This is a genomic window from Pseudonocardia xishanensis (assembly GCF_039541715.1).
Lineage (GTDB): Bacteria > Actinomycetota > Actinomycetes > Mycobacteriales > Pseudonocardiaceae > Pseudonocardia > Pseudonocardia xishanensis.
Genome location: NZ_BAABGT010000053.1, coordinates 110,412 through 124,322, shown reverse-complemented (window position 1 = coordinate 124,322; position 13,911 = coordinate 110,412). Strand labels below are relative to the sequence as shown.

Sequence of the window (13,911 nt, the reverse complement as noted above, 5' to 3'; positions counted from 1 at the left end):
CCCGCACGGTGTCTCAGTGTGCTCCATCCGGCCCACAGCGACGCCGTCCTGTGCTCTGCTGCCCCCCATGCTGAGGGCTGCGGAATGCCTCATCGAGGCCGAACGGGTATGGGTCCAGGTGCTCGACGGCGTGCGCGCCGAGAGATGGCGGGCGCGCGTGCCCGCGGTCCCCGACGGGCCCCCGACGGCCGGGTCGGTCGAGGCGCTGGTCCGGGTCGTCGTCGCGCGGGACCTCGCGCTGCCCGCCGAGCTGACCGGGCACGAGCCGGTGGAACAGGCGCCGTTCGACCACCACCGCGCCCTCTCGGACCTGGCCCGCGCGGCGGCCGCAGGCATCGCCGAGGCCGCCGCCGGTGCCGACGACGAGGAGACGCTCTGGCGCCGCGCGGTCGCGGTCGCGATCACCGCGCACGAGGTGTCCGTCCACGCCGGATCGGTCAACCCGCTCACCGAGGACCTCGCCCGCACGCTCTACGAGCACACCGCCAAGGACCACGACCGCTGGCAGGAGCTCGGCTACTTCGGCGAACCCCTCACCCCGGTCCCCGACGACGTCTCCTGGCGGGACCGCTTCATCATGTCCGCAGGCCGCGATCCCCACCCGCTCTGGGACCGCTGAAACCCGGTGGCGGACCGCGGCCGCGCGGGGCTACGGTCCCCGCAGCCGTGCGAGAGGGAGAGGAGGTGAGTCCCGTGGACGCTGTAGCGACGTGGGTGCTCCCCCTCGGGGTCACGGTCGGGCGGTAGGTCGCCCGGGAGCGCCATCGGCACTCCCGAAGGGCACGACTGATGCGATTCACCTCCGAACCCCGCCTGGACGAGCACGGCGTCGTCGAGCGCGGGTTCGTCCTCGACCAGATTCCCGCCGAGATTCCCGACGGGATCCCCGACGGGATCCCCGGCCTCCTCTGGACCCCCGCCGACCCCGCCCTCTCGTCCACCCCGACCCCGCTCGTCCTGCTCGGCCACCCCGGCGGACTGCGGCGCATGCACCCCCGGCTCGCCGCCCGGGCCCGGGCGGTGGTGCGGGAAGGCTTCGCGGCGGCGGCGATCGAGCTCCCCGGGAGCGGGGACCGGCCCCCCTCCGCCGCCGCCGAGCAGGCCCGGGCCGACCTGCGTCGGGCGATCGGGGCGGGCGAGGGAGTCGAGGACGACATCGTCGACCGGCTCGTCCTCCCGCTCGTCGACCAGGCGGTCCCGGAGTGCCGGGCCGCCCTGGACGCCCTCCTCGCGCAGCCCGGGATCACCGGCCCGGTCGGGTTCGCGGGCGGGATCATCTCCGTCGGCGTCCGGCTCGCGGTGGTCGAGCCGCGGATCGCGGCCGCGGTGCTGTTCGCGGGCAGCTTCGTGCCCCGGGCCATCCTCGAGGACGCCCGACGGGTCACCATCCCGCTGCACGTCCTGCTGCAGTGGGACGACGAGCACAACGACCGGCAGGCGGCCCTGGACCTGTTCGACGCCTTCGGCTCCGAGGAGAAGACGTTGAACGCGAACATGGGCGGGCACGCCGGCGTCCCCGCCGCGGCGGGGGACGCCGGGAACCGGTTCCTCGCCCGGCACCTGCGGTGAGGGGCTGGTGAGGGGCTACTGCTTCTTCTCCCGCCACGCCCGCTCGAAGGGCAGCCGCCAGGCGTTCGGCGCGATCAGCTGGTGGATCGCGTTCGGGCCCCACGAGCCGGGTGAGTAGCTCTTGACCGGCGGCGGGTCCTCCAGCAGCGGCGCCGAGCGCTCCCAGAGCGACTCGATGCCGTCCGCCGTGGTGAACAGGGTGTGGTCGCCGCGCATCGCGTCCAGGATCAGCCGCTCGTAGGCCTCCAGCACGTCCGCCGCGGAGTCCGTCTCCTGGGTGGAGAACTGCATCGACAGCTTCTCCAGCCGGAACCCGGGCCCGGGCCGCTTGCCGTAGAACGACAGCGACACCTTCGAGGAGTCGGCCAGGTCGAACGTCAGGTGGTCCGGGCCCTGGGTCCCGACGCCGGAGCCGGACGGGAACATCGTCCGCGGCGCCTCCTTGAAGGCGATCGAGATGATCCGCTGGCCCTCGGCCATCTTCTTGCCGGTGCGCAGGTAGAACGGGGTCCCCGCCCAGCGCCAGTTGTCCAGCCCGACCTTGAGCGCGATGAAGGTCTCGGTGTCCGAGTCCCGGGCGACCCCGTCCTCGTCCCGGTAGCCGGTGTACTGCCCGCGGACGACGTCCCACGGGTGCACCGGCAGCATCGACCGGAAGACCTTGTTCTTCTCCTCGGAGATCGCGCGCGGCTCCAGCGCCGTGGGCGGCTCCATGGCGACGAACGCCATCACCTGCATCAGGTGCGTGACGACCATGTCCTTGTACGCACCGGTGGACTCGTAGAAGTTGGCCCGCGCGTCCAGCCCGAGGGTCTCCGGGATGTCGATCTGGATGTGGTCGATGAAGTTGCGGTTCCAGATCGGCTCGAACAGCCCGTTGGCGAAGCGGAACGCCAGGATGTTCTGCGCCGCCTCCTTGCCCAGGAAGTGGTCGATCCGGAAGATCTGCGTCTCGTCGAAGACGGTGTGGACGTAGTCGTTGAGCTCGATGGCGCTGGGGAAGTCGTGGCCGAACGGCTTCTCCATGATCACGCGCGACCGGTCGACGAGGTCGGCGTCCCGCAGCATCGAGATGACCGCCTTGGCGGCCTTCGGCGGAACCGACAGGTAGTGCAGCCTGCGGGTCTCCTCGCCGAGGAGGGTCTCGGCCTCCTTGACCGCGGCGGTGAGCGCCTCCGGTCCGGCGCCCTGGGGGACGTAGGTCAGCTTCTCGGAGAAGTCCGCCCAGTCCTCCTCGGCGAGGCGGTGGGTGCCGAAGTTCTGCACCGCGTTCTTGGCGATCTGCCGGAAGTCGTCCGTGGACATGTCCTCCATGGCCGTGCCGACGATCCGGATCGACGGCGTCAGCTCGGACTCGGACAGGTAGGCCAGACCGGGCAGCAGCTTGCGCTTGGCCAGGTCGCCGGTGGCCCCGAACAGCACGATGACGTGCGGCTTCAGGCTCTCCGGGTCGCGCCGGAACGGGCGCGATCCCGGGCCCGGGTAGGCGATGGTCTGGGGGCGGTGATCGGGCACGCGTTGATCTCCTCGTCACGGAGGCAGGGCAGCCGACGTGGAACGGGGGAACCCTAGCCCCTCCCCGCCGCGGCGGCCCGCCCGCGTGATCAAGCCGCGCTGCTCCGTCCGGGTGGTGTGAGCGTCAGCGACCAGCGGGCGGCACCGATCGGGATCAGCCCCAGACCTCCGCCAGCAGCTCGTGGCTGCGGACCCGGTCGGCATGCTCGGTGGTGATCGTGGTGACCAGTAGCTCGTCCGCCCCGACGACCCTGACCAGCGTCTCCAGCCCGCCGCGGACCGTCTGCGGCGACCCCACGAACTGGCTGTCCACCCGGTCCGCCACACCGGCCCGCTCCTCGGCGGTCCACGGCCGGGCGAGCGCCTCCTCCGGGGTGACGTAGGGGCGGGCGCCGCGGCCGGAGCGGATGTCCAGCACCCACTGTCCGTACGGGGCGGCCAGCTCGCGGGCCCGGTCGTCCGAGTCGGCGACGACGACGTCCGCGGACACGATCACGTGCGGCGCGGCGACCCGGCCGGGGCGGAAGGCGGCGCGGTAGGCCTCGACGGCGTCCAGCACGAGGTGCGGGACGAGGTGGTAGCTCACCGCGAACGGCAGCCCGCGCTGCCCCGCGACCCGCGCGCTGTCCCCGGGCGTGGAGCCGAGCACGATCACGTCCACGTCCGCCCCGAGCGCCGGCGTGACCTGCAGCGTCTCACCGTGCGGGCCCGGTGCGGTGCCTGCGAAGTAGGACAGCACCTCGTCCACCTCGGCGGCGTAGTCCGGCGGGGTCTCGTCGGCGTCGAAGCCCAGCAGGGCCGCGAGGCAGCCGTAGAGCGCGAGGTCGGAGTCGACGCGGCCGGGCGCGGGCAGCAGCAGCCCGTCCACCACCCGCGTCTCCGGCGGGGTGCCGGAGCGCCGTCCCGTCGGGCCGTGGCGGATCAGCCTCAGGATCCGGTGCAGGTCGAACCGCCCCAGGCCGACGTCCACCCGGCCCGGATGCACCGCCGCGACGGTCCCGAACTGCTCGGCCACCTGCAGCGGCCGGGTGTTCGGCAGCTGCACGGCCCCGGATCCGACGCGGATCCGCGAGGTCGCCGACGCGATCAGCGCGACGAGCACCGGCGTGGACGCGGACGCCACGCCCTCGTTGAGGTGGTGCTCGGCCACCCAGTAGCGGTGATACCCCGCCCGCTCGGCGGCCAGGGCCAGGTCGATCGAGTTGCGCAGGGCGTCCCCGGCGGTGCCGTCCCGGGGCACCGGGGAGAGGTCGAGGATCGACAGCGGGATCACGTGAGCACCTCCGTCAGTGCGGCCGCCCAGGCCTGCGGGGCCTCGACCGGCGAGAAGTGGCCCACGCCGTCGAGCGGCCGCAGGTCGGCGGCACTGAACCAGTCGCCCACCCGGTCGGACCAGGCACGGGGGAAGAGCGGGTCGAACTCGGGCCACAGGACCGTGAGCGGGGTGGCGAGCCGGTCGGCGGGCGGCTGCTCGGCGAGCGAGGCGCGCACCATCCCCGCCCCCGCCCGGTACCAGCCGATCGACGCCGTGAACGCGCCCGGGCGGGCGTACCGCGCGGTCAGCCGGTCCAGCCGCTCCTCGGAGACCGTGAAGGCGGGGCCGGACCAGTGGTCCCAGAAGTGCCGCAGGTACGCGCGGGTCGCGTCCGCCCTGCCGTCGACCAGCTCCTCGGCGAGCCGGAGCTGGTGGAAGGACTGGTACCAGAACTCGGCGACGGCGTCCGGCTCCAGCACGCGGCGCCCCGCACCGGGCAGTGGGGGCGCCAGCACCAGCGCCGACACGCGGTCCGGGTGCGTGGCGGCGAGGGTCTGCGCGACCCGGCTGCCCACGTCGTACCCGCCGACCACGACCCGGTCGATGTCGAGGTCGTTCAGCAGCGCGACCAGCGCCGCGGTCTGCCCCGCCGCGCTCGGGTCCCCGGCCGGGGCCGACTCCCCGAACCCGTGCAGGTCGGGGCGGATGACGTCCGCCTCGAGGAGGTCCCCGACCAGGGCCCAGTCCGATCGGTCCCCCGGCCATCCGTGCAGCAGGAGCGCGGGCGGACCGGAGCCCGCACGGTCGTACGCGAGTGTCGTGCCGGCCACAGTCCGGGACCTTACGACGTCGATCGGGACCCCGCGCGCGGTTACTGTCGAAGACGTGCTCCCGGGGGTGTTGACGCAGCGGCGGTGGATCGACTGCTGCCGTGTCCAGACCACCGGGTGTCGCGCCGGCTGACCCTGACCACCACGAGCAGAGAGCCGCCGACATGACCCTGCACCTCGCCGTCGCCCTCGAGGGCACCGGCTGGCACCCCGCCTCCTGGCGCGAGCCCGAGGCACGCCCCACCGAGCTGTTCACCGCGGACTACTGGACCGGGCAGGTCCAGGAGGCCGAGCGCGGGCTGCTGGACCTGGTCACCTTCGAGGACACCTTCGCGATCCAGTCGTCGCGCCCCTTCGAGCCGGACGAGCGCACCGACCAGGTCCGCGGCAGGCTGGACGCCACCCTCGTCGCCGCGCGGGTCGCCCCGCTGACCCGCCACGTCGGGCTCGTCCCGACCGCGGTCGCCACGCACACCGAGCCGTTCCACTTCTCGAAGGCCATCGCCACGCTGGACTACGCCAGCCGCGGCCGGGCCGGCGTGCGGGTGCGGGTCTCCTCGCGGGCGGACGAGTTCGCCCTCGTCGGGCGCCGCACGCCCGGTACCCGGGAGGAGCTCTTCGCCGAGGGGGTGGACTGGATCGAGGTGGTCCGCAGGCTCTGGGACTCGTGGGAGGACGACGCCGAGATCCGGGACGCCGCGACCGGCCGCTTCGTGGACCGGGAGAAGCTGCACTACATCGACTTCGAGGGCCCGCAGTTCTCGGTGCGCGGCCCCTCCATCACCCCGCGGCCGCCGCAGGGCCAGCCCGTGGTGAGCGCGCTGGCGCACCGGGAGGTGGCGTACGAGCTCGTCGGGAAGGCCTGTGACCTGGGTTTCGTGACGCCGATGGCGACCGCGGACATCGCGGGCATCAGGGCCGAGATCCCGAACGAGCCGCTGGTGTTCGGAGACGTGGTGGTGTTCCTGGACGAGTCCGCGGAGGCGGCGCGGGACCGCAAGGGCCGCATGGACTCCCGGCTGGGCCGGGAGCTGGTCAGCGACGCGCACGTGTTCGTCGGGACGCCGGTGGAGCTCGCCGACCTGGTGGCGGACTGGCACGCCGCGGGGCTGGACGGCGTGCGGTTCCGGCCCGGGTCCGTGGACCACGACCTGGTGCAGGTCACCCGGGCCGTGGTGCCCGAGCTGCAGCGCCGCGACGCCTTCCGCACCGCCTACGAGGCGGACACCCTGCGCGGGCTGCTCGGCCTGGCCAGGCCCGCCGACCGCTACGCCGCCTGAGAGGAGCCGCCATGCCGCGCAAGCAGATCCACCTCGCCGCGCACTTCCCCGGCGTCAACAACACCACGGTCTGGAGCGACCCGGAGTCCGGCAGCCACATCGACTTCTCCTCCTTCGAGCACTTCGCGCGGACCGCCGAGCGCGCGAGGTTCGACTTCCTGTTCCTCGCCGAGGGGCTGCGCCTGCGCGAGCAGAACGGCGTGATCTACGACCTGGACGTGATGGGCCGGCCGGACACCTTCGCGGTGCTGGCCGCGCTCGCCGCCGTCACCGACCGGCTGGGGCTCGCGGGCACGATCAACTCCACCTTCAACGAGCCCTACGAGGTGGCCCGCCAGTTCGCCTCGCTGGACCACCTGTCGGCGGGCCGCGCGGCCTGGAACGTCGTGACGAGCTGGGACGCCTTCACCGGCGAGAACTTCCGCCGCGCGGGCTTCCTGCCCCGGGAGAAGCGGTACTCCCGGGCCAAGGAGTTCCTCGCCGCCACGTTCGACCTGTTCGACTCCTGGCGCGGGGACGAGATCGTGGCGGACAAGGAGTCCGGCGAGTTCTGGCGGCCCACCGGGGAGTTCGCGATCCGGACCGACCAGTTCGACATCTCCGGCCGCTTCCCGGTGCCGCGCAGCCCGCAGGGCCGCCCGGTCATCCTGCAGGCCGGGGACTCGGAGGAGGGCCGCGAGTTCGCCGCCTCCGGCGCGGATGCGATCTTCACCCGGCACGGCACCCTGGAGGCGGGCCAGGCCTTCTACGCGGACGTCAAGGGCAGGTTGGCGAAGTACGGCCGCGACCCCGAGGATCTGAAGATCATGCCCGCCGCGACCTTCGTGCTCGGCGACACCGACGCCGAGGCCCAGGAGAGGGCCCGGCACGTCCGCTACCAGCAGGTCAGCCCGGCCACCGCGATCAAGTTCCTCGAGCAGCTGTGGAACCGGGACCTCTCCGACCACGACCCGGACGGCCCGCTGCCCGCGGTGGACCCGGTCGTCGGGGAGAACACGATCTCGCGCGGCCGCGCGAGCGTGCGGATGTACACCGACCCGGTCGCCACGGCGAACGAGTGGCGGGCGCTGGCCGAGGCCAAACACCTCACCACGCGCGAGGTGATCATCGAGGTCACCGGGCGGCAGAACTTCATCGGCACGCCGCAGCGGGTCGCCGCGGCGCTGGACGAGTTCGTCCAGGCGGACGCGAGCGACGGGTTCGTGCTGGTCCCGCACGTCACGCCCGGCGGGCTGGACGAGTTCGCCGACACCGTCGTGCCGCTGCTGCAGGAGCGGGGTGCCTTCCGGACCGAGTACGAGGGCACGACCCTGCGCGAGCACCTCGGCCTCAAGCCCGCGCCGACGACCTCGGGTGCAGACTTCTCGTCGTGATCCGAGCGCGAGACGTGATGACCCGCCGGGTGCTCACCGTGGACGCGGAGGACCCGGTCGAGCTCGCCGAACGGCGGATGCTCAAGGCGGGCTTCTCCGCGCTGCCCGTGGTGCGGGACATCGACCGGCTGGTGGGGATCGTCAGCCTGGTCGACGTGTTGCGGGCGCGGGAGGAGCCGACCGGCTCCGACGGGACGGTCGGCGGGATCATGACCGACGACGTGCTCAGCCTCTCCCCCACCACGAGCGCCGCCGTCGTGGCGCACCGGCTGCGCAGCTACGGCGAGCTGCGGGTGATGCCGATCGTCGAGCGGGGCAGGCTGGTCGGGGTCGTGACGCGCAGCGACCTGCTCCGAGGCCCGCGGAAGGAGCCGGGGCGCCTGGCCCGGCTGCTCCGCCCCAGCCTCCCGGACCCGACCCCGCCGCGGCTCCCGCGCCCGCGGGTCGAGGGTGCGCGCCTCGTCGGCGAGGTGATGACCCGGACCGGGCTGGTCACGGTCGCGCCCGGGACACCCTGTTCCCGGGCGGTGGAGCTGCTGCTGGCCAACCGCTTCACCGCGCTCCCCGTCGTCGAGCCGGACGGCACGCTGGTCGGGATCGTGAGCGAGGCGGACCTGCTGCGGGACCCGCTGGCGGGCGAGCGGGGCGTTCCCCCGCGGACGGTCGCGGGCGCGATGACCCGCTCCCCCACGGTCCTGTACCCCGACACGGCCCTGGCCCAGGCCCGGTCCTTGGTCGTGGACCGCGGCTTCCGCGTCCTCCCGGTCGTCGACGGGGGCCGCCTCGTCGGCGTCCTCAGCCGCAGCGACCTGCTCTGAGGTCCGGCTCGGGCGCGGGAGGTGGGGGACTCCGCGAGTCCCGCACCTCCGCCACCCGTGTCGGACATCGGGCTCAGTAGGAGGCGGTGTCGGTGCGGGGGGTGACGGCGGTGCCCGCGTCCCGGGCGGCGGCGTCGTCCAGGAGGACCGCCGAGCCGCTGGTGCCGAAGCGGGTGGCACCGAGGTCGTGGAGCTGCTGGAGGGTGTCCAGGTCCCGCACCCCGCCGGAGGCCTTGACCTGCACCGACGGCCCCACCGAGGCACGCATGAGCGCGATGTGTGCCGCCGTGGCGCCCCCGCCCGCGAACCCGGTGGAGGTCTTCACGAACGCGGCCCCGGCCCGCTCGGCGGCCCCGCACGCGGCGACGATCTCGGCGTCGGTGAGGAACACCGTCTCCAGGATCACCTTCACGACCAGCCCCCCGGCCGCGGCGACGACGGCCGCGACGTCCGCCTCCACCTCGGCGACCAGACCGCTGCGCAGCCACCCGATGTGGAGCACCATGTCCAGCTCGACGGCGCCGTCGGCGATCGCCTGCCGCGCCTCGGCGACCTTCGCGGCGGTGGAGGTGGTGCCGTGCGGGAAGCCGATCACGGTGCACACCGCGACCCCGGTCCCGGCGAGCGCCTCGGCGGAATGCCCCACGTCCGAGGGCCGCACGCACACGCTGAGCAGCCCGTACCGCGCCGCCGTCGCCAGCTCGGCGTCCACCTGGGCCCGGGTGAGCTCGGGCTTGAGCACGGCGTGGTCGATCATCGCGGCGATCTCGGGGGCGGTGAGAGGCATGACGGCGACGCTACCGACCCGGCCCTCACGGAGGGCTGGGCACCGACCCGGAGGCGACGAACCCGCCCGCCTCGTCCGCGATCCGCATCGTCGCCACCTCGCCGTCCGGACGCGGGACGCCCCACCACTCGGCGCCGCCGGTCGCGTCGTAGGTGACGGAGGCGGCGACCGTGCCGTCGCGGCGGAGGAGATCGCACGTCAGCCTGCCCGCGGACGGGGACTCCAGCCACACGGACAGCAGGTCGGGCCGGTCCCGGTCCACCACGACGTCGCCCACCCGGTGGTCGCCCGAGGTCAGCGGCTCGGCCACGGCCGCGGCGACCACCCGCGGCGCGGTCGAGGACCCGGCCGCCCAGCCCGCGCCGAACACCGCCACCCCCACCAGCGCCGCGGCGACCAGCAGCAGCCGCCCGCGCCGGGGCCGCGGCTCGCGGGCGCGTTCCAGCCGGTCGAGGACCCGCTGCTCGAAGCCCGCGGGCGGCTCGGCGGGCGGGACCAGGGCTCGCAGGGCGTCCCCCACCCCGGCGAGCCGGTCCAGCTCGGCCCGACAGCCCGGACAGGACTGCAGGTGCGCCATCGCCGCCGCCCGCTCCTGCCCGGTGACCAGCCCCAACGCCAGCTCCGGGGCCAGCTCGCGGACTGTCGCGCAGTCGCTCACCACGACCTCCTCGGCGCGTCCAGGACGTCCGCCAGCCGGTGCATCGCGACCCGGATCCGGCTCTTCGCGGTGCCCAGCGGGATGCCCTCGGCGGCGGCGACCTCCCGGGCCGTCATACCGCGGAACGCCGCCAGCACGACCGCCCGGGTCTGCTCCACGGGCAGCGACCGCAGCGCGTCGTGCAGCTCGGCCGCCGACTCCGCCCGCAGCGCCGCCCCCTCCGGCGAGCCGGCGTCCGGCTCGAGCAGGGCGTCGAGCAGTGCGGGATCGACGGGATCGGTGCGTCGGGCCCGGACGGTGTCCACGGCGAGGTTGTGGGTGATCGTGGCCAGCCACGCCCCGACCGAGCCGCGCCGCGCGTCGAACACGGCGGCGTGCCGCCAGGCGCGCTCGAAGGCCTGCTGGGCCACGTCCTCCGCCTGCCGGACGTCCCCGAGCACCGCCAGCGCCACCCCGAACACCCGGTGCTGGAACCGCCGGACGAACGCCGCGGACAGGTCGGCGTCGCCCGAGGCGAGCCCCGCGAGAAGCAGGTCGTCCGGCGGCACGGGTCGTCAGCCGCGAGTGCCGGTGACCGACCAGAGGGCCACCCCGACGGAGCCGACCAGCAGCAGCATCGCCAGCGGCACGTGCACGGCCATCAGACCGAGATGACCGAGCGCGGCCTGCAGGAAGCTCAGCACGAAGACCGCCGCCGCGAGCACCGCGGGCCACTGCCGCCCACCGGTCCGGCGCACCAGCAGCACCGCGACGATCATGGTCAGCCCGGTGAACACGTGCACCCCGTAGGCGCCGAGCGTGTGGAGCATCTCGGCCGCGCGGTTGCGGACGATGATCTCCCCCGCCGTGACGCCCTGCGCGACGACGATCAGCGCGGCCAGCACGGACGTCACCCGCACCGTGGCGACCAGCCCGGCCGGAGCGGTCCTGGAGGTGGCGGCAGCGGTCGTCATGAGGCTCCTCTCGCGGACCGGGCGTGTTCCCGGCGGAACGGTTACGCACCGACCCCCGCGAGGGATCACGCCGCCCCGACACCGTGACCTGATCGTGATGTGGCGGGCCTCAGGCGTCGAAGTCGACGGTCACCGCGTCGGAGACCGGGTGGGTCTGACAGGTGAGGACGTACCCCGCCTCGACCTCGGAGTCCTCCAGGGCGAAGTTGCGGCGCATCGTGACCTCGCCCTCGACGACCTTCGCCCGGCAGGTTCCGCAGACCCCGCCCTTGCAGGCGAACGGGAGGTCTCCGCGGACCTTCTGCGCGCCGTCGAGCACCGGGACGCCGCGGGGCAGGGTGAGGCGGGTGGTGCGGCCGTCGAGCACGACGGTCAGCTCGGCGCCCTCCCCCGTCTCCTCGTCGGGGCGGTGCAGCTCGGGCGGCGGCTCGTCCACGTAGAACAGCTCACGGTGGACCGTGCCGCGCTCCACGCCGAGCTCGCCGAGCACCTCGACCGCCGCCTCGGTCATGCCGAGCGGTCCGCAGAGCCACCACTCGTCGACCGTGGGGACGTCGACCAGCGAGCTCAGCAGCAGCCGGAGCCGGTCGGAGTCCAGCCGTCCGCTGACGATCTCGGCGTCCAGCGGCTCGCGGGACAGCACGTGCACGAGGTGCAGCCGGGGGCCGTAGCTGTTCTTGAGGTCCGCGATCTCCTCGGTGAACATCACGGTGTCCGTGCGGCGGTTGCCGTAGAGCAGTGTCACGCGGGTGTCCGGATGGGCCGCGAGCAGCGAGGACGCGATGGACAGCACCGGGGTGATCCCCGAACCCGCGGCGATCAGCCCGTGGTGGGTGCCCGCCGTCAGCTCCGGGGTGAACCCGCCCGCGGGCGGTCCGACCTCGACCTCGTCCCCCTTCGCGAGCCGGTCGACCAGCCACTCGGAGAACAGCCCGCCGTCCACCCGGCGCACGCCGACCCGCGGCGCCGCACCGACCGGGGCGCAGATCGAGTAGGACCGCCGCTCCTCCCCCTGTCGCAGGGTCAGGAACTGACCGGGACGGAAGGCGTAGTCCCGCTCCAGGCCCGGCGGGACCGCGAAGGTGACGGCCACGGCGTCCTCGCACAGCCGCTCGACCTCGGCGACCTGCAACCGGTGGAACGCCACGTCAGATCTCCTTCATGTGTTCGAAGGGCTCCCGGCAGGAGGGGCAGCGGCGCAGCGCGGTGCAGGCAGTGGGCCCGAAGCGGGAGATCTCGTCCGTCGCCGGGGAGCCGCAGCGCGGGCAGCGGACGGCGGGCGCGGGACCCAGCGTGAGCGGGATCGGCCCGGCCGCCCGCACCGGGGCCGGCCCGGGCGGGGCCACCCCGGCCTCGGCGAGCTTGCGCCGCCCGGCCTCGCTGATCCAGTTCGTGCTCCACGCGGGCGAGAACACCGTGCGGACCTCGACCGGCCCGTACCCGGCGCCGGTCAGGGCCGCGGCGATGTCCGTGCGCATCTCCTCGACCGCCGGGCAGCCGGAGTACGTCGGTGTGATCGTGACGACGACCCGGTCGCCGGTCTCGTCGACCGACCGGACCACGCCCAGGTCGGCGAGGGTCAGCATGGGCATCTCCGGGTCCACGACCTCGGACACCACCCCGCGCGCGCTCACCAGCTCGCTCCGGGGTGTCGGCGCGCCAGGCTCTGCAGCTCGTCCACGACGTGCCCGAGGTGCTCGGTGTGCAGGCCCTGCCTGCCGCCGCGCCCACCGACCGTGCCGACCGGCTTCGCGCGCGGCGGGGTCAGGGTCGCCCGGCGAAGCACCTCGGCCAGCACGGTCTCGACCTCCTCGCGCGTGTCCGCGGGGTCGACGGCCACGCCGGGCAGCGCCCGCTCGGCGTCCGAGGTCCGGAACAGCTCGTCGACGAACGGCCACACCCAGTCCACCGCGGCCTGCATCCGGTCGTGGGACACCGCGGTGCCGTCGCCGAGCCGCAGGGTCCAGCGGGCGGCGTAGTCGCGGTGGTACGCGACCTCCTTGACACCCTTCGCCGCGACGGCCGCGACCACCGGGTCGGCCGAGCCCTCCAGGCGCTGCAGCAGCGCGAGCCGCCAGGTGGAGAACACCAGCAACCGGGCGATGCAGCGGGCGAAGTCGAGGTCGTCCGGCTGCTCGACGAGCGCGACGTTGCGGAACTCCGCCTGGTCGCGCAGGTAGGCCAGGGAGTCCTCGTCCGAGTCCGTCAGGTGACCGGCCCGCGCGAGCAGCACCCGCGCCTGGCCGAGCAGGTCCAGCGCGATGTTCGCGAGCGCGACCTCCTCCTCCAGCTCCGGCGCGTTCGCGACCCACTCCGACAGCCGGTGCTGCAGGACGAGCGCGTCGTCGCCGAGCATCAGGCAGTACGCGGCCAGCGTGGCGGGATCGGCGGGAGCGGGGGCGGTGATCTCCGCCTCCACCTCGTCGAACCCGGAGCCGAAGGCCCAGCGGGGGTCGTCGTGGTCGGTCGTCTCGGACAGCGACTGGTAGGCGTTGGTCGCGTCCTCCTCCATGGCGTGCGGGCTCATCACAGGTGCGGCACCTCCTCCGGGATCGCGTAGAAGGTCGGGTGGCGGTAGACCTTGTCGCCGCTCGGCGCGAAGAACGGGTCCTTCTCCGCCGGGCTCGACGCCGTGATGTCCTCCGCCTTCACGACCCAGATCGACACGCCCTCGTTGCGCCGGGTGTAGAGGTCGCGGGCGTTGTGCAGGGCCATCTCGGCGTCCGCGGCGTGCAGCGACCCCACGTGGACGTGGTTCAGTCCGCGCTTGCCGCGCACGAACACCTCGTACAGCGGCCAGGTCCGGCGGCTCGGGAGCTCGCCCTGCCCGGTCTCGACGCCGGTGGTGGGGACGGCGCCGTGCCCGCCTTCGG

16 protein-coding genes are annotated in these 13,911 nt (G+C 74.0%); 5 read left to right on the top strand and 11 right to left on the bottom strand.

Features of this window, described 5'->3' with window-relative positions:
* Positions 1–67 precede the first annotated feature (67 nt).
* Together ABD993_RS19745 and ABD993_RS19740 are read left to right on the top strand one after the other, a co-directional pair.
* Positions 68–619, top strand: a complete 552-nt coding sequence (locus ABD993_RS19745) for a hypothetical protein (RefSeq protein WP_345420350.1) — start codon at positions 68–70, stop codon at positions 617–619.
* Between the two features lie 170 nt (positions 620–789).
* Positions 790–1,569 (top strand): dienelactone hydrolase family protein, encoded by a 780-nt coding sequence (locus ABD993_RS19740; RefSeq protein ID WP_345420347.1) that lies wholly within the window; start codon positions 790–792, stop codon positions 1,567–1,569.
* A 15-nt stretch (positions 1,570–1,584) separates the two neighbouring features.
* Here the strand turns inward: ABD993_RS19740 and zwf are convergent, their stop codons facing one another.
* The 3 genes from zwf to ABD993_RS19725 all read right to left on the bottom strand — a co-directional run bounded on the left by zwf (position 1,585) and on the right by ABD993_RS19725 (position 5,169).
* On the bottom strand, positions 1,585–3,084 hold the full coding sequence (zwf, locus tag ABD993_RS19735; RefSeq protein ID WP_345420344.1) for a glucose-6-phosphate dehydrogenase: 1,500 nt from the start codon (positions 3,082–3,084) through the stop codon (positions 1,585–1,587).
* Positions 3,085–3,238: 154 nt separating this feature from the next.
* A complete protein-coding gene (locus tag ABD993_RS19730; RefSeq protein WP_345420342.1) occupies positions 3,239–4,357 on the bottom strand; it encodes an LLM class flavin-dependent oxidoreductase in 1,119 nt (372 codons plus the stop codon).
* Positions 4,354–5,169, bottom strand: a complete 816-nt coding sequence (locus ABD993_RS19725; RefSeq protein WP_345420339.1) for an alpha/beta fold hydrolase — start codon at positions 5,167–5,169, stop codon at positions 4,354–4,356. Before ABD993_RS19725 ends, ABD993_RS19730 begins: the two co-directional genes overlap by 4 nt.
* A 164-nt stretch (positions 5,170–5,333) precedes the next feature.
* Between ABD993_RS19725 and ABD993_RS19720 the strand changes: the two genes are divergently transcribed.
* From ABD993_RS19720 to ABD993_RS19710, 3 genes are read left to right on the top strand one after another with little or no spacing between them, the layout of a single operon-like run.
* Positions 5,334–6,449 (top strand): LLM class flavin-dependent oxidoreductase, encoded by a 1,116-nt coding sequence (locus ABD993_RS19720; RefSeq protein WP_345420336.1) that lies wholly within the window; start codon positions 5,334–5,336, stop codon positions 6,447–6,449.
* 11 nt (positions 6,450–6,460) lie between these two features.
* Complete coding sequence (locus ABD993_RS19715; protein ID WP_345420333.1) at positions 6,461–7,822, top strand: NtaA/DmoA family FMN-dependent monooxygenase; 1,362 nt, start codon at positions 6,461–6,463, stop codon at positions 7,820–7,822.
* Positions 7,819–8,640: a CBS domain-containing protein gene (locus tag ABD993_RS19710; RefSeq protein ID WP_345420331.1), complete on the top strand. Its 822-nt coding sequence runs from the start codon at positions 7,819–7,821 to the stop codon at positions 8,638–8,640. The genes ABD993_RS19715 and ABD993_RS19710 overlap by 4 nt, the downstream gene beginning before the upstream one ends.
* 73 nt (positions 8,641–8,713) lie before the next feature.
* On the opposite strand, the gene deoC is transcribed toward ABD993_RS19710, so the two are convergent.
* The 8 genes from deoC to paaB form a co-directional block, all read right to left on the bottom strand.
* Positions 8,714–9,427 carry a deoxyribose-phosphate aldolase gene (gene deoC, locus ABD993_RS19705; protein ID WP_345420328.1) on the bottom strand — a complete coding sequence of 238 codons (714 nt, stop codon included), beginning with the start codon at positions 9,425–9,427 and terminating at the stop codon, positions 8,714–8,716.
* A 25-nt stretch (positions 9,428–9,452) separates the two neighbouring features.
* Positions 9,453–10,085, bottom strand: a complete 633-nt coding sequence (locus tag ABD993_RS19700; RefSeq protein ID WP_345420325.1) for a zf-HC2 domain-containing protein — start codon at positions 10,083–10,085, stop codon at positions 9,453–9,455.
* A complete protein-coding gene (locus tag ABD993_RS19695) occupies positions 10,082–10,633 on the bottom strand; it encodes an RNA polymerase sigma factor (protein ID WP_345420322.1) in 552 nt (183 codons plus the stop codon). Before ABD993_RS19695 ends, ABD993_RS19700 begins: the two co-directional genes overlap by 4 nt.
* Before the next feature lie 6 nt (positions 10,634–10,639).
* Complete coding sequence (locus ABD993_RS19690) at positions 10,640–11,038, bottom strand: hypothetical protein (RefSeq protein ID WP_345420320.1); 399 nt, start codon at positions 11,036–11,038, stop codon at positions 10,640–10,642.
* A gap of 109 nt (positions 11,039–11,147) precedes the next feature.
* The gene (paaE, locus tag ABD993_RS19685; protein WP_345420317.1) at positions 11,148–12,185 is read right to left on the bottom strand and encodes a 1,2-phenylacetyl-CoA epoxidase subunit PaaE; all 1,038 of its coding nucleotides are present in this window, start codon (positions 12,183–12,185) and stop codon (positions 11,148–11,150) included.
* A gap of 1 nt (position 12,186) precedes the next feature.
* Positions 12,187–12,675, bottom strand: a complete 489-nt coding sequence (gene paaD / locus ABD993_RS19680; RefSeq protein ID WP_345420496.1) for a 1,2-phenylacetyl-CoA epoxidase subunit PaaD — start codon at positions 12,673–12,675, stop codon at positions 12,187–12,189.
* On the bottom strand, positions 12,669–13,565 hold the full coding sequence (gene paaC, locus ABD993_RS19675) for a 1,2-phenylacetyl-CoA epoxidase subunit PaaC (RefSeq protein ID WP_345420314.1): 897 nt from the start codon (positions 13,563–13,565) through the stop codon (positions 12,669–12,671). The genes paaD and paaC overlap by 7 nt, the downstream gene beginning before the upstream one ends.
* Complete coding sequence (gene paaB, locus ABD993_RS19670; RefSeq protein WP_231498371.1) at positions 13,565–13,831, bottom strand: 1,2-phenylacetyl-CoA epoxidase subunit PaaB; 267 nt, start codon at positions 13,829–13,831, stop codon at positions 13,565–13,567. Before paaB ends, paaC begins: the two co-directional genes overlap by 1 nt.
* Positions 13,832–13,911 lie beyond the last annotated feature (80 nt).